Source organism: Cellulophaga baltica (assembly GCF_900102165.1).
Lineage (GTDB): Bacteria > Bacteroidota > Bacteroidia > Flavobacteriales > Flavobacteriaceae > Cellulophaga > Cellulophaga baltica.
Genome location: NZ_FNBD01000001.1, coordinates 697653 through 715837 on the forward strand (window position 1 = coordinate 697653; position 18185 = coordinate 715837).

At 34.4% G+C, this 18185-nt stretch carries 17 protein-coding genes; 4 read left to right on the forward strand and 13 right to left on the reverse strand.

The genetic code is table 11. The features are described 5' to 3' along the window. Positions 1-4 precede the first annotated feature (4 nt). Complete coding sequence (locus BLQ19_RS03075) at positions 5-2221, reverse strand: S8 family serine peptidase (protein ID WP_074537377.1); 2217 nt, start codon at positions 2219-2221, stop codon at positions 5-7. Positions 2222-2337: 116 nt separating this feature from the next. Continuing rightward, entirely contained in the window at positions 2338-3273 is a 936-nt protein-coding gene (locus BLQ19_RS03080; RefSeq protein ID WP_226989955.1) for an endonuclease/exonuclease/phosphatase family protein, read from the reverse strand. A gap of 203 nt (positions 3274-3476) precedes the next feature. On the opposite strand from BLQ19_RS03080, the gene hflX reads away from it, so the two are divergent. Further along, positions 3477-4688 carry a GTPase HflX gene (gene hflX / locus BLQ19_RS03085; RefSeq protein WP_025616179.1) on the forward strand — a complete coding sequence of 404 codons (1212 nt, stop codon included), beginning with the start codon at positions 3477-3479 and terminating at the stop codon, positions 4686-4688. 671 nt (positions 4689-5359) lie between these two features. Here the strand turns inward: hflX and BLQ19_RS03090 are convergent. The 10 genes from BLQ19_RS03090 to BLQ19_RS03135 form a co-directional block, all read right to left on the reverse strand. Beyond that, complete coding sequence (locus tag BLQ19_RS03090) at positions 5360-6289, reverse strand: DUF3078 domain-containing protein (RefSeq protein ID WP_024482223.1); 930 nt, start codon at positions 6287-6289, stop codon at positions 5360-5362. Positions 6290-6362: 73 nt separating this feature from the next. After that, on the reverse strand, positions 6363-6866 hold the full coding sequence (locus tag BLQ19_RS03095; RefSeq protein ID WP_074537333.1) for a DUF2480 family protein: 504 nt from the start codon (positions 6864-6866) through the stop codon (positions 6363-6365). Between the two features lie 56 nt (positions 6867-6922). Beyond that, positions 6923-7252: an SUF system Fe-S cluster assembly protein gene (locus tag BLQ19_RS03100; protein WP_024482225.1), complete on the reverse strand. Its 330-nt coding sequence runs from the start codon at positions 7250-7252 to the stop codon at positions 6923-6925. A 24-nt stretch (positions 7253-7276) separates the two neighbouring features. After that, complete coding sequence (locus tag BLQ19_RS03105) at positions 7277-7699, reverse strand: SufE family protein (RefSeq protein WP_024482226.1); 423 nt, start codon at positions 7697-7699, stop codon at positions 7277-7279. Between the two features lie 121 nt (positions 7700-7820). After that, the gene (locus BLQ19_RS03110) at positions 7821-9035 is read right to left on the reverse strand and encodes an aminotransferase class V-fold PLP-dependent enzyme (protein WP_074537334.1); all 1215 of its coding nucleotides are present in this window, start codon (positions 9033-9035) and stop codon (positions 7821-7823) included. Positions 9036-9173: 138 nt separating this feature from the next. Then, a complete protein-coding gene (locus BLQ19_RS03115) occupies positions 9174-9746 on the reverse strand; it encodes an outer membrane beta-barrel protein (RefSeq protein ID WP_074537335.1) in 573 nt (190 codons plus the stop codon). Between the two features lie 167 nt (positions 9747-9913). Beyond that, positions 9914-11230 (reverse strand): Fe-S cluster assembly protein SufD, encoded by a 1317-nt coding sequence (gene sufD, locus BLQ19_RS03120; protein WP_074537336.1) that lies wholly within the window; start codon positions 11228-11230, stop codon positions 9914-9916. A gap of 75 nt (positions 11231-11305) precedes the next feature. Further along, on the reverse strand, positions 11306-12058 hold the full coding sequence (gene sufC / locus BLQ19_RS03125) for a Fe-S cluster assembly ATPase SufC (protein ID WP_074537337.1): 753 nt from the start codon (positions 12056-12058) through the stop codon (positions 11306-11308). A gap of 37 nt (positions 12059-12095) precedes the next feature. Further along, complete coding sequence (gene sufB / locus BLQ19_RS03130) at positions 12096-13541, reverse strand: Fe-S cluster assembly protein SufB (protein ID WP_025616185.1); 1446 nt, start codon at positions 13539-13541, stop codon at positions 12096-12098. Between the two features lie 62 nt (positions 13542-13603). Next, entirely contained in the window at positions 13604-13933 is a 330-nt protein-coding gene (locus BLQ19_RS03135; RefSeq protein WP_024482232.1) for a HesB/IscA family protein, read from the reverse strand. A 187-nt stretch (positions 13934-14120) separates the two neighbouring features. On the opposite strand from BLQ19_RS03135, the gene thiL reads away from it, so the two are divergent. Next, positions 14121-15170 carry a thiamine-phosphate kinase gene (gene thiL / locus BLQ19_RS03140; RefSeq protein WP_074537338.1) on the forward strand — a complete coding sequence of 350 codons (1050 nt, stop codon included), beginning with the start codon at positions 14121-14123 and terminating at the stop codon, positions 15168-15170. 140 nt (positions 15171-15310) lie between these two features. On the opposite strand, the gene BLQ19_RS03145 is transcribed toward thiL, so the two are convergent. Next, the gene (locus BLQ19_RS03145; RefSeq protein ID WP_024482234.1) at positions 15311-15565 is read right to left on the reverse strand and encodes a DUF1660 family phage protein; all 255 of its coding nucleotides are present in this window, start codon (positions 15563-15565) and stop codon (positions 15311-15313) included. A gap of 263 nt (positions 15566-15828) precedes the next feature. Here BLQ19_RS03145 and brnQ point away from each other — a divergent pair, with 263 nt between their 5' ends. Continuing rightward, positions 15829-17112, forward strand: a complete 1284-nt coding sequence (gene brnQ, locus BLQ19_RS03150) for a branched-chain amino acid transport system II carrier protein (protein ID WP_074537339.1) — start codon at positions 15829-15831, stop codon at positions 17110-17112. Beyond that, positions 17105-18028 carry an AbiH family protein gene (locus tag BLQ19_RS20885; protein WP_083332165.1) on the forward strand — a complete coding sequence of 308 codons (924 nt, stop codon included), beginning with the start codon at positions 17105-17107 and terminating at the stop codon, positions 18026-18028. Before brnQ ends, BLQ19_RS20885 begins: the two co-directional genes overlap by 8 nt. Positions 18029-18185: the final 157 nt, after the last annotated feature.

An 18185-nucleotide genomic window follows, 5' to 3' on the forward strand; every position in this document is an offset into this window, starting at 1 on the left:
TAATCTAATTTTTTATAAACTTTACAGATTGTTGTTCACCGTCTTCAAAAATGGTTAATGAATAAAAACCAGAAGACAAATCATCAACCTTAATATCATTATACGCTGCTCTACCTTTTTTAAGCAATGTTCCTGTGCTAGACACAATGCTGTAATAAGCGTTATCTCCTAGTGGACCATCAATAGTAATTTGATCTGTTGTTGGATTAGGATGTACTGAAAATTTTAATTTATCTGCAGCAACCACAACATCTTCTTTATCTATTTCTTGAAAAGGATCGTCTGTAAGCACGCCATCAAAAATAAATTTGAAAGTATCAGAATATTCAGAAAAAATGTTTGAGGTACAGTTAGTTCTAAGTTGTACCATGTACGTGCTACCCATTGCTAAATTATCTAATGCCACCGTATTTGTTTCAGAGAATGTAGTATTCCATTCTACATCATTTTCTTTTTTGTATTGCACTTCAAAGAAAGAATCTTTAATACCATCCCAACTAATAGTTATAGCAGCTTCAGAAGTAGCATTCATTGTTAATCCTGAAGGAATAACTGCTTTACAATTAGAAGTAGATGCCCCTGAAACAATTAATGAAAACATTTGATTTTCATTGGTTAAACTCCCTTTATGAGAGATTGTAATGGTATAAGTACCCGATGCATTTGGAATTTGTATTTGTTCAAACGGATCTACAAGGTTATCTCCTTTTACTGCAGGTGCATTAGCATTTCTTGGATCTAATTTCCATGGTAAAGAAACCACGTTATCTTTAGTTACTCTGATATCCAAGTCATTCACTAAAGCCGAAGTCATATCATTTAAACTTCCTTTATTTACAAAATTTCCTGCTGGGTCTGTCCAAGAAACAGATGCTAAAAACTCTTCTCCACTTCTGGCATCAACAGTAATACTGTAGGTCTCTCCTTGTGCTAAATTTTCTTCGATAATTAAGGAGGAGTATTCATCATTTACAATCAGTTCCGCTGCTTTTTTAGCATTCATAACGCCCCATCCCATTTTATAGTCAGGACCCGGTGCCGCAACATCATCTGCACTGTGTAACACTAAGCCTTTTAAAGTGGCTGCCTTCATAAAAGAGCCATTTATTCTATCATAATATTCTTGCAATAAAAGCATTGCACTAGTAATACCAGGTGCCGCCATAGAGGTCCCAGAATACGTGTCATAATTTTTCTCCCCTGTAGACTGTGTTGATAAAATATTTGCTCCGCAACCCGCAATGTCTGGCTTAATACGGCCATCATCTATAGGACCATGACTACTATAACTAGCTACAGCAGCATTTTTTAAATTTCCGTCCATATCTATTTCAGACTCTACTGCCGCTACATTCATTCCGTTTTTAGAAGTAGAAAAACCTAATAACAAATCAAATCCATCTGCAGATTTTCCAGAAATAGGAGCGTCATTAAATTTCAACTTTTGTGAGTTTCCGGCTGCTGTCACCATTAAGTAATAAGGTGCATTGTACATGATTCGATCCCAATCTTTGGAAACTTGTATGTAAGCGCCAAAATACCAGTCTGGAACAAAATCTGGTCTGATACCATACGAGTGGTTGGATAATAATAATCCGTTTGCTGCAGCGTCTATAACTTCTACTTTATCTGCTTTCCAATCGCTAGAAATTGCTGTAGCATTGTAAGCCACGCCTTTAGCTTGCGTTTTAATTCCTTTGGCAATCATACTTCCTAATACCATAGTGGCATGAGGACTTACAGATGCCGTATGATCTCCTTGCGTTGCTCTTGAATTATATTCTTGATGTGTAAGTAATGCTTTTCCGGAATCCCATACCCCAACTTTCATTCCTTGTCCACTGATGCCTAAATCTAGTGCACCACCGGTATACAACGTATTTGCTCTTGAAACCATACTTGTATTATCACTAAACGTGCTATAGTACAAAGGGGTACCGTCTGCTCCTATGTCTACAAGTTCTATTTGATTGCCATCTTTTAAAGTACTAGATACCTCTAACCCTCTTTCTTTGGCAAAAGCTTTTAACGTAATGCTTTTTTTTGTAAAATCTTTAGAGAATTCTTCTTGTACGGTGGTTAACGTACGCGCATCATACTTAGATTGAATATGTTGGATTTTAGACGTTGACTGTGCCTGAATTGTTGAAAGACTCAACATGGTGATGGTCATTAAAACACACGAATAAACCCGGTTTGGAAAAAGTTTACTGTAGTCCATAATAATTAATTTAGTAAGATTTGGACTACAAACATACATCAAACCAATTGAACTATCGATAAGTAACGCATTTTATTCGATGAAATGCATTTATCGATTTTTTGTGCTTAATCTTCTTATTTATTGAATTTTAATTGTAAGTACACCGGAAAGTGATCACTATAACCGCCCATATATCGCCTACCCACATAGGTTCTAAAGGGGCTTCCTTTAAATTTACCTTTAAATTCTGTTAGAAAATGATCATCAAAAATATTGGAAGAATTATAGCTATGGGTCTTCTTCTCATAATTCAAAAAACTATGAGATATCAGGATTTGGTCAAACAGAGACCATTTAAATTTGTAGTTCGCACTACCTCTTTTAGGGGTTAAAAGCTTCTCCATAGGATTAAAAAGGTGCTTTTCTCCTACAAGTTTTTTAACGCTTGCGGTGTGGGGGCCATCATTAAAATCGCCCATAACAATATAATTAGGATTTGCATAAGTTTCCTCAAGCACATTCATAAACGCTACGATGGTATCTGCAGCTTTTATTCTTTTATATTCTGTTTCATCCCCACCATCACGACGAGAAGGCCAATGGTTAACAAAAAGGTGAACTTCCTCTCCGTTTAATACGCCACGAACATATAAAATATCTCGCGTCATATCTTGTTGCCCATCCAAATTAAATACTTCAAGGGGTATCGCTTCTGAATGTAAAACCTTAAAAAATCGCTTATCAAATATTAATGCATTATCAATTCCACGCTCATCCGGAGAATCATAATGTATGAAATCATATTCGCAGGACGCCAACACGGGCTCCGCTAACAAGTCTTTTAAAACCTTCTTATTTTCTACCTCTACAACACCCACTAATACCGGAGGTTTACCAATAGCATCTACGCCAATTTTCGAAATAGTAGAGGCTAGTTTAAAAAGCTTGGATTTGTAGCGCTTAGGTGTCCATTGCAGTTTACCATTGGGTGTATAATCACTATCTAATTTATCGGGATGATCTTCGGTATCAAAAAGATTTTCTAAATTGTAGAATGCAATCGTGTGCATACTATCCTGTACTTTTTTCTTGAAGAATTTTGAGAAGAACATAAAAAGAAATGATGTTTTGTCTGCCTAGTGCAGTATCCTGTTATTGTATAGTTAAAGACATCATACAAAAGAGAATAGCAATTAATAATTTAATAGGCTCTTTTTCAAAAATACAAAATAGCTACACTAGTATTCCGTAAATTTGTACTTTAATTTGACATATGTTAGAACAAAAAGAAATAGATTATGAAAGAACGGTACTTATTGGTGTTATCAATAAGGATCAAAATGAACTTAAGGTTAAAGAATATCTAGACGAACTAGAATTCTTGACCTATACTGCCGGTGGCGAAGTTTATAAAAGATTTGTTCAAAAAGTAGACTTGCCTAATCCTAAGACGTATATAGGAAGCGGTAAGATGAATGATGTGGAAGCTTATGTAGAAGAACACCAAATTGGTTGCGTTATTTTTGATGACGAATTGTCTCCTGCACAACAACGAAATATAGAAAAACAACTGAAGTGTAAAATTCTAGATCGTACACACCTAATTTTAGATATTTTTTCACAAAGAGCGCAGACTAGTTATGCTAGAACTCAAGTAGAGTTGGCGCAATATGAATACTTACTACCTCGCTTAACTGGTTTATGGACCCACTTAGAGCGACAAAAAGGGGGTATTGGTATGCGTGGACCTGGTGAGACAGAGATTGAAACAGACAGACGTATTGTACGTGACCGCATCACTTTATTAAAGAAGAAGCTCCTAAAGATAGACCGTCAAATGGAAACCCAACGAGGTAACCGTGGCGCGCTTGTCCGTGTAGCTTTAGTAGGATATACCAATGTTGGTAAATCTACCTTAATGAATGTAGTGAGTAAAAGTGATGTATTTGCAGAAAACAAATTGTTCGCAACTTTAGACACTACTGTTCGTAAAGTAGTTATTGGAAACCTTCCGTTTCTTTTAAGTGATACTGTTGGATTTATTCGTAAGCTACCTACCCAATTGGTAGAAAGTTTTAAAAGTACCTTAGATGAAGTAAGAGAGGCAGATTTACTGCTCCATGTGGTAGATATTTCTCACCCTCAGTTTGAAGAGCACATTGCTTCCGTAAATAAAATTTTAGGGGAAATTGGAAGCGGAGATAAGAAAACTATTATGGTTTTCAATAAGATTGATCAATTTACACATGAAACTATTGATGATGATGATCTTATTACAGAAAGAACAGAAGAGCATTTTACCTTAGATGAATGGCGAAAAACTTGGATGCGTAAAGTAGGAGACCGCGCCTTATTTATCTCCGCATTGAATAAAGATAATTTAGACGAATTTAGAAAAAGAGTCTATGACGAGGTAAGAGATATTCATGTGACGCGTTTTCCGTATAACAATTTTCTTTACCCAGAGCATTTGGACGAATATTAGTGTAGTTTTCCTACTTCATAAAAGTATGAAAATTGGTATTTAATCGAAGAAATGATACCGTTTACATTTTCGCAACAAAATAGTAGGGGTTGACAACATAAAAGTGGCACTTACGGTATTTGCCTCTATCTTTGACCTGTAGTTAACGTGTAGTGTTTACCCCAAGTTGCACTTTATGAATTAACCAAAAAGCATTGAGATTCCCAAATCATGTGCTTGACCTACGAAAGCTTATAAAAAATAATTAGTCCCCCAAGACTAGCTAAAAATGTAGCCTGTTTCGTTTAAGAAATTAAACGAAACAGGCTTTTTTGTATCCTAGCATTTTAAGACTACCCTTTTGGCTTGTAGGAAAAAAAGACGCCAACTTACCGCTGGTCGAAAAAAATAAACCATTCATATGTTTTACAACAAAATAAGATAGCTTCACAACAAAATTTGCTCAAAATCTTAGCCTCCTCACTACCTTTACATCATATTTAATAACGGAGTTTTTCCCCAAATTAATGAAGTTATTAAATTAAATTACCCGTGTAACGGTTCCCCAATCGAAGCACAGAATTAACAATAAGTATAGTTCCAAATCACCAAAGACCTACTTTACAAAGCAAAAAAACGCCCTTCTTACGAAGGGCGTTTTTTGTTATAATACGCTTTAAAGAAATACATGTTTAGAACGAATAGTTCAAACCAGCCATCCAGTACGTTTGTAATTTATTGTCAACATCATCAAAGCTAGTTGCTGTTGCAGGATCTTGATTTAACGCATAATTAAGTGCTTCTTGTTTATTGCTTCTTAAACCAAAGTCAAAACCAACTCCGATACCTTTCCATAATGTATAACCAAAAGAGTTTGTCCAAGTTACGTTAGACAAATCACTACTCTTGTAGCTTTGAAACATTGATAAGTTAGTCTTAAAGCTTATAGCACCAATTTTTCTAGTATAATCTGCTACTATTTTAGCACCTAAAGAAGATTCAAAAACAGAATCATCACCTTTACTAAATACAAAATTGTAGTTTAAAGGGTGAATTACCACTATTAAATCTTGAATTGGAGTCCATGTAGCACCAATACCTAAGTCTAAGTATCCTGGATCGTTAAAGTTGTTTAAAACCGTAGTTCTATACTCCGCTAACCCTGAAGCTGCTAAAGTTTTTGTAATGTTACGACCATATAATGACGTAAGTTGAAACACATCTGTAGTCGCTTCAAAGTTATCACTATCAGTGGGGTCATTCTTATCATCTAATTTTACCCAAGCAAAATTTACGTTTGCAGAGTTTCTCCAGAAGAATTTTTCTTCTTTAAGGTTTGCGAATGCATTAACTGTAAAGCCAATGTTTCCTGAGCTATTGTCTGGCGTACCTTGTGCGTACCAGTTGCTAAAGCTAGAAATACTACCACCGATAGTACCAAAAGCACCAATTTTCCAACCTGGCATGGCATCAATTTGAGCTTGAAGCGCATCTACTTTACCTTGAAGGGCAGCAATAGAATCTTTTTTTGGAGCTTGTTCTGCTTTAAGCTCTTCAACAGTTTGCGAAAAACCTGCTGTGATTGCAAAACTTGCAACCAATGTGAATACTAATTTTTTCATAATTTAATGTTTAGTGTTTAAAATTTTGAAGCGCAAATTTACTAATAGAATCGATAAATCAGCGCTCAAACACCTATTTTCTTTTAAATAATGGCACAGAAGAGCAGGCCTCACCATACATTATACTCCTTGCAACCGTCTGTATTTTCGCAGTTGCTTGCAAGTATGCATTGGCAGGAACAGGTTTTTTACTACATCCTTTTATAATCACCGGAAGGTCTTTAAAAGGTGTAACATCTATATGCTCTATAATGGTTTGATAGAGGGAAGTTTCTAAATCTTCTAAACTACCTACCACCACCTTTTTAGCAAAAGGCTGAAGTCTCGTGGTAATAAGCATATAAGCCCAGCCAGGAATAATAGCGTCTGTTGAGCAGGTTAGTGCTACGAACACATCTTGATATTGGCTCCAATCATGCTGTTCTATTGCTGCCCTAAAATCTTTCTCACGAAGAATAAAACCTTCGTAAAGCCAATCTTTAATATCTAAAAGTACGCGCTCCCCTTTTGGGTAGAAATCTTCTAAATCAAAAGTTACAAGCTTACTCTCAGAAACCTTATTTATTATTTCATCCATAAAACTGAATTTAATACCATCAAAAGTGAAAAAAAAGAATTAAATGCTTCGTAATACTAAAGCATTCCTAATTCTAATTTAGCTTCTTCACTCATTAATTCTTGTGTCCATGGTGGATCAAAAGTAATTTCTACCTCTGCATCTTTAACAGCATCTAAAGATTTTACCTTCTCTTCTACCTCTGCAGGCAATGATTCTGCCACAGGGCAGTTTGGAGAGGTTAAGGTCATTAGAATCTTAACTTCATTGTCTTCATTTACAAAAACATCGTATATTAAACCCAATTCGTAAATGTCTACTGGTATTTCAGGATCATAGATTGTTTTTAACACAACGACTATTTGTTCTCCTAATTCTGCTGTATCTATTGTTGCTTCTTCGCTCATCTTTAAAATTTTAAGGTTTTATAATTAACCTACTTGCGTTTGATACGCAATTGCGTATAATTTTATTTGTTTTATCATGCTTACTAATCCATTGGCTCTCGTAGGGGACAAATGCTCTTTCAACCCTATTTCGTCAATAAATGCAGTATCTGCGTCGATAATATCTTTAGGCTTTTGGTTGCTAAATGCTCGGATTAGAATAGCAATAATCCCTTTGGTTATAATAGCATCACTATCTGCCGTAAAAACTAGTTTATCGTCCTCTAAATCTGCGTGAACCCAAACTTTACTTTGACATCCTTTGATAATATTATCCTCTGTTTTGTATTGTGATTCAATCAAGGGTAAAGATTTCCCTAAATCTATCATATACTCATAACGTTGCATCCAATCATCAAACATTGAAAACTCATCTACGATATCGTCTTGTATTTCTTTAATGCTCATGTTTTAATATTTAATTTGCCTTACCCTGAAAAGGGTAGCTTAAACTATTGTACAAAAATACAATAAGTATTCATTGGTTTCAGTTGCTTAATAAAATGATTAAAGTATTGCTACAAGCGCACTACTCCAACATAGATTTCGCTTTTTTAACGGCTGCAACCAAAACATCAACCTCTTCTTTGGTGTTATAAAAACTAAAGCTGGCTCTCACAGTGCCAGGTATTTTATAGAAGTCCATAATTGGCTGTGCACAATGATGCCCTGTACGAACTGCAACCCCTAATTTATCTAATATTGAGCCTATATCATAAGGGTGTATTTCCCCTACATTAAAAGAGATCACCGCTGTTTTTTCTTTGGCAATACCATAGATTTTTAATCCGTCAATCGCTAACAATTCTTCTGTAGCATATTCTAAAAGCTCATGCTCATAAGCGGCTATTTCGTCAAAACCAATGGCATTCATATAATCTAAGCCTGCTCCCATTGCAATACCTCCACAGATATTAGGAGTGCCTGCCTCAAACTTATGCGGAAGATCTGCATAGGTTGTTTTTTCAAAAGTTACCTCAGCAATCATTTCCCCACCTCCTTGGTATGGTGGTAATTTATTCAGCCACTCTTCTTTTCCGTACAATACTCCTGCGCCCGTTGGTCCACAAATCTTATGAGCAGAAACCGTATAAAAATCTGCATTTAATGCCTGTACATCTGCTTTAATATGTGGTGCCGCTTGCGCCCCATCTATAAGCACCGCTGCACCCACTTTATGTGCTGCATCAATAATTTCTTTTATAGGATTTACGGTTCCCAAAGCGTTAGAAACGTGGTTACAGAATATTAGCTTTGTTTTATCTGATAATAACTCATGATAAGCACTCAAAATAAGTTCGCCATCCAAGTTCATAGGAATCACTCTTAAAATGGCCCCAGTACGCTCACACAACATTTGCCAAGGCACAATATTAGAATGATGTTCCATAGCAGAAACAATAATTTCGTCTCCCTTTTTTATTAGCGATGAAAAACCATTAGCTACAATATTAATACTATGGGTGGTTCCTGAAGTAAAGATAACCTCATATGATTTTGCCGCATTAAAATGCTTTTGAATCTTTATTCTTGCTTGCTCATATTTATCTGTCGCTTCCTGAGATAAAGCGTGAACACCACGGTGAATATTTGCATTATAGTTGCTGTAATAATCTACAATCACATCAATCACCTGTTGCGGTGTCTGTGATGTTGCTGCATTATCAAGATAAACCAAGGGTTTTCCATTAACTTCCCGTTTTAAAATTGGAAAATCTTTACGAATTTTAGTAACGTCTATCATAGCTCAAATAATTGAATACAAAGATACCGACTAAAGCTTAGATAACATTAAAAATTGACTGGTTTCTAAGGAATATGGCCACAAAAAAAGGCTCGAGGATATACCTTGAGCCTTTTTAAATTATTGTATTGATTGTGGTTAAAACCTAAAACCTACACCTAATTTTAAGGTACTAAATTCATTTATTTTATATTCTTTAGCATCTTCAAGAAAAATAACATCATATTGAATTTGAGCGAAAAATGATTTCGTAATGTCATAGCTAGTACCTAGTACAAAATTGAAGCCCTTATTGTCAACATCATAATCAAAATCACCAAAATTACTACTAGTACCCTCAATCTTGGAATTTACAAAAGAATAGCCAAGTCCGACACTAGGCCTAAGTTTTTCAAGCCCCGGAATACTTACCTCTCCGAAAATCTTAGGTTGTATAAAATAATTTTTAGTTTTAGAGGGGCTTCCAAAGGCATTATCTTCATCGTTTTCTGTAAATAGGCTACCATTAATACCCACGCCTATTTTTACTATTTGTAAATCAAGAAAACGATACTTTAAACCTATATCCAAAATACCATCACTAAGAAATCCATCATTCAGGGACGTTGGATAACTAGCCTCCACACTAAATTTTTGATCAGAATCATCTTGGGCGGTTAATGAAATTGAAACCAATGCAAACGAAATTAGTAGTAATAATTTTTGTTTCATGTTTTTTGTATTTAAGTTGTTTTTATAGTTCCCAAATTTGGATAATAAAACAACATAAATAGACTATATGCGCTATAAAAAATTGTTAATTGGCTAATTTTAAGAAAAAAGCCTCGCATCTTAAAAATAAGATACGAGGCCTATAACGTATTATCTACTAAATCTAATTACAAATCAAATCCAAGATTAACTCCCAATTTGTTGGCAATTAGTTTATTAATTCTTGTTTTAAGCTCTGGAATGCGAACGCTTTCTAAAACATTATTTGCGAACGCATACATTAATAAAGCCCTAGCCTCCTTTTTAGGAATACCACGAGACTGTAAGTAAAATAATGCATCTTCATCTAACTGACCAATAGTACAGCCATGAGAACACTTAACATCATCTGCAAATATCTCTAGTTGCGGTTTTGTATTGATAGAGGCCTTATCACTAATCAAAATATTGTTATTTTGCTGAAAAGCATTGGTTTTTTGAGCCAATTTTTCTACGATGATTTTACCGTTAAAAACTCCCGTAGAACTGTCTCCATAAATACCTTTATAATCTTGGTGACTTTCACAGTTTGGCTCTATGTGATGTACCAACGTATGGTGATCTACATGTTGTTTATCTCCTAAAATAGTAACCCCTTTCATGGTAGAATCTAAATATTCACCATTTTGATAAAAGTTAAGATTATTTCTAGTCAACTTTCCACCAAAGCTAAACGTATGAAATTTCACATCACTCTTATCTTTTTGATCTACATAGGTGTTATCAATCAATGAGGCATTTGCTGCATCATTTTGAACCTTGTAATAATCAACAATAGAACTTTTAGCTGCAAATATTTCTGTAACACAATTGGTTAAAACTTCGTTTGAAGTTAAACTCTGGTGACGCTCAATAATTTGAACCTCAGCATTTTCTTCTACGATAATTAAGTTACGTGGTTGCAACATTAAAGAAGCTTCAGTACCGGTTGCAAAATGCACAATCTCAATGGGCTTCTTCGGCATTTTATTCTTAGGAATATATATGTACGCCCCTTCTTTACTAAATGCTGTATTTAAGGTAGTAAGTGATTCATCTTTAGAAGCCACTTTATTAAAATACACATCAATAATTTGCTTGTACATTGGCTTATTTAAAGCAGAACTCATTAAGCAAATATCGACACCGTCATGGGTAGTTTCCGATAAATTTGAGCTAAAAATACCATCAATAAAAACAATTTTATAGGTATCAATTTCATTGATAAAGTACTTTTTTACTTCTTTGTATTCAAGCGCATTTAATTCTTTAGGAAAAATACTGAAATCTACTTTCTGTAAACTATTTAAAGAAGTGTATTTCCAAGCTTCTTCTTTTTTAGAAGGGAAGCCTTTTATCTCGAAATTCTTCATAGCTTCCATACGCACTTCATGAACAGGATGATCTACATCAACATTGTTCTCAAAGGCCATGAATGAAGAAATTAATTTATCTTTTAAATCCATTATTATAAGTATTAAGTATGGAGTATTAGGGTAATAAATGATAAGGACATTTACTAGGTAATACTATTTACTTCTTTAAACTACAGCTTCATTTTTAATCCAATCGTATCCTTTTTCTTCCAATTCTAGCGCTAATTCTTTACCACCAGATTTTACAATTTTTCCATTGTGTAAAACATGAACAAAATCAGGAACGATATAATCTAACAAACGTTGGTAGTGTGTAATTAAAATTACAGCGTTGTCTTTACTCTTTAATTTATTCACCCCATTTGCTACAATACGTAATGCATCAATATCCAAACCAGAATCAGTCTCATCTAAGATGGCTAATTTTGGCTCTAACATTGCCATTTGAAAAATTTCATTACGTTTTTTCTCTCCACCAGAAAAACCTTGATTTAGCGAACGAGATAAAAACTTACGGTCTATTTCTAGCATTTCAGATTTCTCACGAATTAATTTCAGCATATCTTTTGCTGGCATATCTTCTAATCCTCTTGCCTTACGCCCTTCATTAATAGCTGTTTTCATGAAGTTAGTTACAGATACTCCAGGAATTTCTACAGGATATTGAAAAGAAAGAAAAATACCTTTATGAGACCTTTCTTCTGGAGAAACATCTTCTAAATCTTCTCCTTGTAATATAACTTGACCTTCAGTAACATCAAACTCTTCTTTCCCTGCAATTACAGAAGATAAGGTGCTCTTACCAGAACCGTTAGGCCCCATAATTGCATGAACTTCTCCTGCTTTAACTTCTAAGTTAATTCCTTTTAAGATTTCTTTACCTTCTACACTTGCATGTAGGTTTTTTATTTGTAACATCCTGATTGTGATTTAATATCTTTTCCTAATTATTTTTTTATCCTACTGAACCTTCTAAACTAATTTCCAATAATTTCTGTGCTTCAACAGCAAACTCCATTGGTAGTTTATTTAAGACCTCTTTACTAAAACCATTTACGATTAACGCAATAGCCTTTTCTGTAGGAATACCTCTTTGATTGCAATAGAAGATCTGATCTTCACCAATTTTACTAGTGGTAGCTTCATGTTCTATTTGCGCCGTTTTGTTTTTAGCTTCAATGTATGGGAACGTATGTGCACCACATTCATTACCCATCAATAGTGAATCACACTGCGAGAAGTTACGCGCATTGTCTGCTCTACTATTAATTTGAACTAAACCACGATAGCTATTTTGAGATTTACCCGCTGAAATACCTTTAGAAATAATAGTACTTCTTGTGTTCTTCCCTAAGTGAATCATTTTTGTACCCGTATCTGCCTGTTGGTAGTTATTGGTAACGGCTATAGAATAAAACTCTCCTATAGAATTATCTCCTTTTAAAATACAAGAAGGATATTTCCATGTTACGGCAGAACCCGTTTCTACTTGCGTCCAAGAAACCTTTGCATTTTTCTCACACAACGCTCTTTTAGTCACGAAGTTGTACACCCCACCTTTGCCTTCTTTATTTCCAGGGAACCAGTTTTGTACGGTAGAATATTTAATTTCAGCGTCATCTAAAGCAATAAGCTCTACAACTGCTGCATGCAATTGGTTTTCATCACGAGATGGCGCCGTACAACCTTCTAGGTATGATACATAACTACCTTCATCTGCAATGACTAAAGTTCTTTCGAACTGACCCGTACCTGCTTGATTAATTCTAAAATAAGTGGATAATTCCATTGGGCAACGAACACCCTTCGGAATGTAACAAAAACTACCATCTGTAAAAACAGCAGAATTTAATGCCGCATAAAAGTTATCTGTTGTGGGAACAATAGAACCCATATATTTTTTCACCAATTCTGGATGCTCTTGAATAGCTTCTGATATTGGCATGAAAATAATTCCTTTTTCTCCTAAGGTCTTTTTAAACGTAGTAGCTACAGAAACAGAATCTACAACAATATCTACTGCAACATTTTGAAGCTTCTTTTGCTCATCTACAGAAATCCCTAGTTTTTTGTACATCTCCAATAATTCAGGATCTACATCATCAAGAGATTTGTTAGGATCATTTTTTTTAGGAGCAGAATAATACGATATAGCTTGGAAATCTGGCTTCGTATAATGAACATTTGCCCATTCTGGTTCTTCCATTTTTTCCCAAACACGATATGCTTCAATACGCCAATCAGTCATCCATTCTGGTTCGTTCTTCTTTTTAGAAATAGCACGAACAATATCTTCATTTAATCCGATTGGGAATGTATCTGACTCTATATCTGTATAAAAACCGTATTCATATTCTTTGGTTTCTAATTCTTTTTTTAGCTCTTCTTCTGTATATGCCATAAGCCCATTTTACTTCCCCAAGGGGAAATTTAATTTTCTATTCTATCTATTCTACACTTAGTTTATAATGAAAAACTTTCGCCGCAACCACAGGTGCGTTGTGCATTAGGGTTGTTAAAAACAAAACCCTTCCCGTTTAGTCCTCCAGAATATTCTAATACTGTTCCTGCCAAATAAAGAAAACTTTTCTTTTCTACAATAATTCTTACATTATTATCTTCAAATACTTTGTCTGTCTCCCCTATTTTATCATCAAATTTTAGCTCATAGGATAGTCCGCTGCAACCACCACTCTTTACCCCAACGCGTACATAGTCCTTTGTTGCATCAAAACCCTCATCTTCCATAAGCGAAATGACTCTTTTTTTTGCCGTCTCCGATACCTGAATCATATTAATTGGATTTGTTCTAAATAATTTACAAATATAAGGTATATGTCGCTTTTTTCCATATTAACTAACATATATATAATACATGACACCATAATGCTTCTCTATACCGAGTTTTACAAACGTTCATATCTTGCTAGTTTATCTGTAAAGCATTTTATTTTAAGGGAATACTATGTACTTTTGCAGCATGATAGAAGATAAAAATCAGAAAAAAACTTCATTAGAAGAATTGGGCGAATTTGGTTTGATAGAACACTTAACAAAATCGTTTGAGAGCAAACAAAAATCAACACTTAAAGCTATAGGTGATGATGCTGCAATATTGGATTTAAAAGATAAAAAAACTGTCATATCCACTGATTTACTCATTGAAGGTGTTCATTTTGATTTGAGCTATATGCCCTTAAAACACTTGGGATATAAAGCAATCATGGTAAATTTATCTGACATCTATGCCATGAACGCAATTCCTACGCAAATTACAGTTTCCGTAGCAGTATCTAACAGGTTTCCACTAGAAGCACTAGAGGAACTTTATGCCGGAATTGAATTAGCTACAGCAACCTACAATGTGGATTTAGTAGGTGGCGACACAACCTCATCAAAAACAGGATTGCTAATTAGCGTTACCGCAATAGGTGTAGCTAATGAAGCAGACATTGCTTACCGTAATGGCGCCAAACCAAATGATTTGCTAGTAGTTACTGGAGATTTAGGTGGCGCATATATGGGACTTCAAGTTTTAGAACGCGAAAAAGAAGTGTATAAGGTAAACCCAAACAGCCAACCAGATTTAGAACCGTACTCTTACATCATAGAGCGCCAATTAAAGCCTGAGGCGCGAAAGGATATCGTGGAACTTTTAGAACAATTAGAAGTTAAACCAACAGCGATGATAGACATAAGCGACGGACTCTCTTCTGAAATACTGCATTTATGTAAGCAAAGTGCCGTGGGTTGTGATTTGTATGAAGATAAAATACCTCTAGATCCTACTGTAATTTCGTCTTGTGAAGAGTTTGGAATAGATAGTACATTAGTTGCCTTAAGTGGTGGTGAAGATTATGAACTGTTATTCACGGTAGATCAAAAAGATTTTGACAAAATAAAAGGTAATCCTAACCTAACCGTTATTGGTCATATGACCGATAAGAGTTTAGGAGCAAATATGGTGACCAGAAGCGGTTCTAAAATTGGCTTAACAGCACAGGGGTGGAACTCTTTTAATGCGGAATAAAAAGAAGAATTCCCGAGAATAAACGACATACTTTAGCTAGGTCTTAGGGCACAAGACAGATAGCGGTGTATCGAATACAATCAGGAATTACTTTTAAATTTCTAAGCCATTGAGGGCTGAAATTCATTTGCCAAGCATAATTACGCCACTTGTTGGTGTGACGTTCGATGTCTTTTTTGATATAAATTTTCTAAAGTTGCATTAATGTCTTTCATTTCCGGTGTTAATCGTGCTAATTTTCCGTTAGCATCTGTAGTCACCTGTTTTTCACAATGAAGACATTTATATTCTTTTATATGAGAAGTTACTTTTCTTGACATGGTATAATGGTGCCCAAAAATTGAGCAGCAAAACGCATTGAATCTTGAGCCGCAGCTAGAAATTACTTTCTTCATAGTTAAGGTTTTTTATGACGCACGTAAGCTTTGGGAACTTATGATATTGCAATTAATTAATATAAAATGATGTAGCAAAAAACAAATTGTAATTGCTCTTTTCTTAGAACGATGTTCTTAGTGATTTATTGAATGCTACGCTATGAATTATTAGTAAAAACGACAAATCACATTATTTTTCGATTAAAAGCAATAATCATCGATAAAATGCATTCTGAAAACAATATTTTTTCTAGTATCTTTCCTCCATATATTTCCTACCTATGCAAAACACCAAAGAAACGTTAGTAACCGCCTTTGCGCTTTTCTCTTTATTTTTTGGAGCCGGCAATTTAATCTTCCCTCCCCTATTAGGATTTCAATCAGGAAACATGTGGTGGCTAGTAGCTTTAGGCTTTTGCGTATCTGCAGTTTTAATTCCTCTTTTTGGAATTTTAGCACACGCTAAGATTCAAGGAACCATATTCGACTTTGGAAAGAAAGTATCCCGCACATTCAGTTTAATGTACTCTATTTTAATATATGCCATCTCCGTAAGCTTGCCTTCTCCGAGAACGGCATCTGTTACGCACGAAATAGCAGTACAACCATTTTTTGACTCCCCTTACATCGTCACTAGCATCATTTATTTTGCATTAGTATTCGTATTTGTCATGAACAGATCAAAGCTTTTAAATATTCTAGGGAAACTATTGACCCCTGCAATTATTTTAATATTATTAGCGATTATAGGTATTACGGTATTTTATTTCGATTTCAATTTTGGAACTACTCATTTTGACAGCCCATTTACGCACGGAATTTTAGAAGGTTATCAAACATTTGATGCTATAGGCGCTGTGGTGGTAGGTGGCGTAATTATCGTATCGGTAAATATCAGCAACAAAGAAAAGACATTTGAAGAAAAAAAATCTTTAATACGAAAAGCAGGCTGGTTAGCTGGTACTGCTTTATTTGTTATTTATGCGGGGCTTATATTTACTGGAGCTGTAATGCACAATCAGTTTGATGCAGATATTACTAGAACCGCACTACTAAATAGCATTAGTATAAAAACACTAGGCAGCACGGCCAATTTGTTTCTAAGTATTTTAGTAAGTCTAGCCTGCTTTACCACCGCAGTGGGTATTGTTACAGGAACAGCCGATTTTATCAGGCATTTATTTAACGACTCTCAAGTAGCTTACACGGTTAGCGCTGTCTTAGGTTGTATTCTAGGCGTTGTTATGGGGCAGTTTAATGTCGCATATATAGTTACTGTGGCTTTACCGGCTTTGATGTTTATCTACCCAATCACTATTATCCTAATTTTACTAAACATTTTACCAGAAAAGTATGCTTCTACACTAGTCTTTAGAAGCGTAGTAATTGTAACTGCAGTATTTAGTATCCCAGATTTTTTAAGCACCATAGGGTATGCTCATGAAGTAATCAGTATTAAAGAGTTAGTACCACTAAGCACCTACAACATGGGATGGGTACTTCCTGCTTTTATAACCTTTGCTATTGTAAATGTATTAGGTAGTAAAAAAGAAAAAAATGAATAAACTTATAATAATTGGTAACGGTTTTGATTTAGCTCACGGTTTACCTACCTCGTACAAGCATTTTATAGATAAGTTTTGGGAGAACCTACGTCTCAATTATAAGGAAGATCACATAAAAGAATTGGTCTATGTTAATGAAAACAATTTCAACTATCTTGATGAATCAATTAATAATTTCTCTAACATTCTATCGAGCCTACAAGAGTATTCTGATAAAAACAATTATAAGTTCGACAACGGAAACTATACTTGTAAATCTTACAGTTCTACTGGCAATATAATATTTGAGTTTCGAAATAATTTTTTCAAAAAAATAAACAAAAAATCAATAATTAATTGGGTAGATATAGAAAATGAATATTATCAAGAGTTGAAAATAAAAAGCAAAATAAAGAAGGCTGATTCTATAGAAAACGATAATAACAAAGAGCACTCTAATTCTATTAAAATTTTAAATGATGAATTTGAACAAATTAGATCATTATTCGAAAATTATTTGATGGAACATGTTACTAAAAAATTTTACTTTGATAAAGACCCATCCAAAGCAAACAGCCTTCTTAATTTCATAAAAGAGGAACCAAAAAGATATTCAGAATCAAACTCTCATAAATCCTGTTTAGATGAGTTTCCTAAAGAAGATGAATTAGAGTTAAAAGAATTTGATAATAAATTTTATGAAGCATACAACCACAGAGAAGTCAAAAAATTTATAGAAGACAACAAATGTCATAATATCTTCTTAAATTTTAATTACACACATTCTATTGACCAATATTGTAATATTATCAAAAGTTCATGTTCTATTCGTGACGAAAATTACTTTCCAACAAAAATGATTCAAATTCATGGTCGCCTCAATGACCGCAATAATCAAATGAACTTTGGTTTTGGGGATGAAATGGACACTGACTAAAAATTTATAGAAAACTTAGATGATAATGGCTATTTAAAAAATTTCAAATCCTTTAAATACCTACAAAACTCTAATTACAAACAACTAATAGATTTCATAGACTCCTCTAAATTCCAAGTATATATCATGGGTCATTCTTGTGGCTTATCCGACAGAA

Coding starts and splice junctions, on each gene's coding strand:
- BLQ19_RS03075 (WP_074537377.1), bottom strand. CDS start 2,221: ATGGACTACAGTAAACTTTTTCCAAACCGGGTTTATTCGTGTGTTTTA.
- BLQ19_RS03080 (WP_226989955.1), bottom strand. CDS start 3,273: ATGCACACGATTGCATTCTACAATTTAGAAAATCTTTTTGATACCGAA.
- hflX (WP_025616179.1), top strand. CDS start 3,477: ATGTTAGAACAAAAAGAAATAGATTATGAAAGAACGGTACTTATTGGT.
- BLQ19_RS03090 (WP_024482223.1), bottom strand. CDS start 6,289: ATGAAAAAATTAGTATTCACATTGGTTGCAAGTTTTGCAATCACAGCA.
- BLQ19_RS03095 (WP_074537333.1), bottom strand. CDS start 6,866: ATGGATGAAATAATAAATAAGGTTTCTGAGAGTAAGCTTGTAACTTTT.
- BLQ19_RS03100 (WP_024482225.1), bottom strand. CDS start 7,252: ATGAGCGAAGAAGCAACAATAGATACAGCAGAATTAGGAGAACAAATA.
- BLQ19_RS03105 (WP_024482226.1), bottom strand. CDS start 7,699: ATGAGCATTAAAGAAATACAAGACGATATCGTAGATGAGTTTTCAATG.
- BLQ19_RS03110 (WP_074537334.1), bottom strand. CDS start 9,035: ATGATAGACGTTACTAAAATTCGTAAAGATTTTCCAATTTTAAAACGG.
- BLQ19_RS03115 (WP_074537335.1), bottom strand. CDS start 9,746: ATGAAACAAAAATTATTACTACTAATTTCGTTTGCATTGGTTTCAATT.
- sufD (WP_074537336.1), bottom strand. CDS start 11,230: ATGGATTTAAAAGATAAATTAATTTCTTCATTCATGGCCTTTGAGAAC.
- sufC (WP_074537337.1), bottom strand. CDS start 12,058: ATGTTACAAATAAAAAACCTACATGCAAGTGTAGAAGGTAAAGAAATC.
- sufB (WP_025616185.1), bottom strand. CDS start 13,541: ATGGCATATACAGAAGAAGAGCTAAAAAAAGAATTAGAAACCAAAGAA.
- BLQ19_RS03135 (WP_024482232.1), bottom strand. CDS start 13,933: ATGATTCAGGTATCGGAGACGGCAAAAAAAAGAGTCATTTCGCTTATG.
- thiL (WP_074537338.1), top strand. CDS start 14,121: ATGATAGAAGATAAAAATCAGAAAAAAACTTCATTAGAAGAATTGGGC.
- BLQ19_RS03145 (WP_024482234.1), bottom strand. CDS start 15,565: ATGAAGAAAGTAATTTCTAGCTGCGGCTCAAGATTCAATGCGTTTTGC.
- brnQ (WP_074537339.1), top strand. CDS start 15,829: ATGCAAAACACCAAAGAAACGTTAGTAACCGCCTTTGCGCTTTTCTCT.
- BLQ19_RS20885 (WP_083332165.1), top strand. CDS start 17,105: ATGAATAAACTTATAATAATTGGTAACGGTTTTGATTTAGCTCACGGT.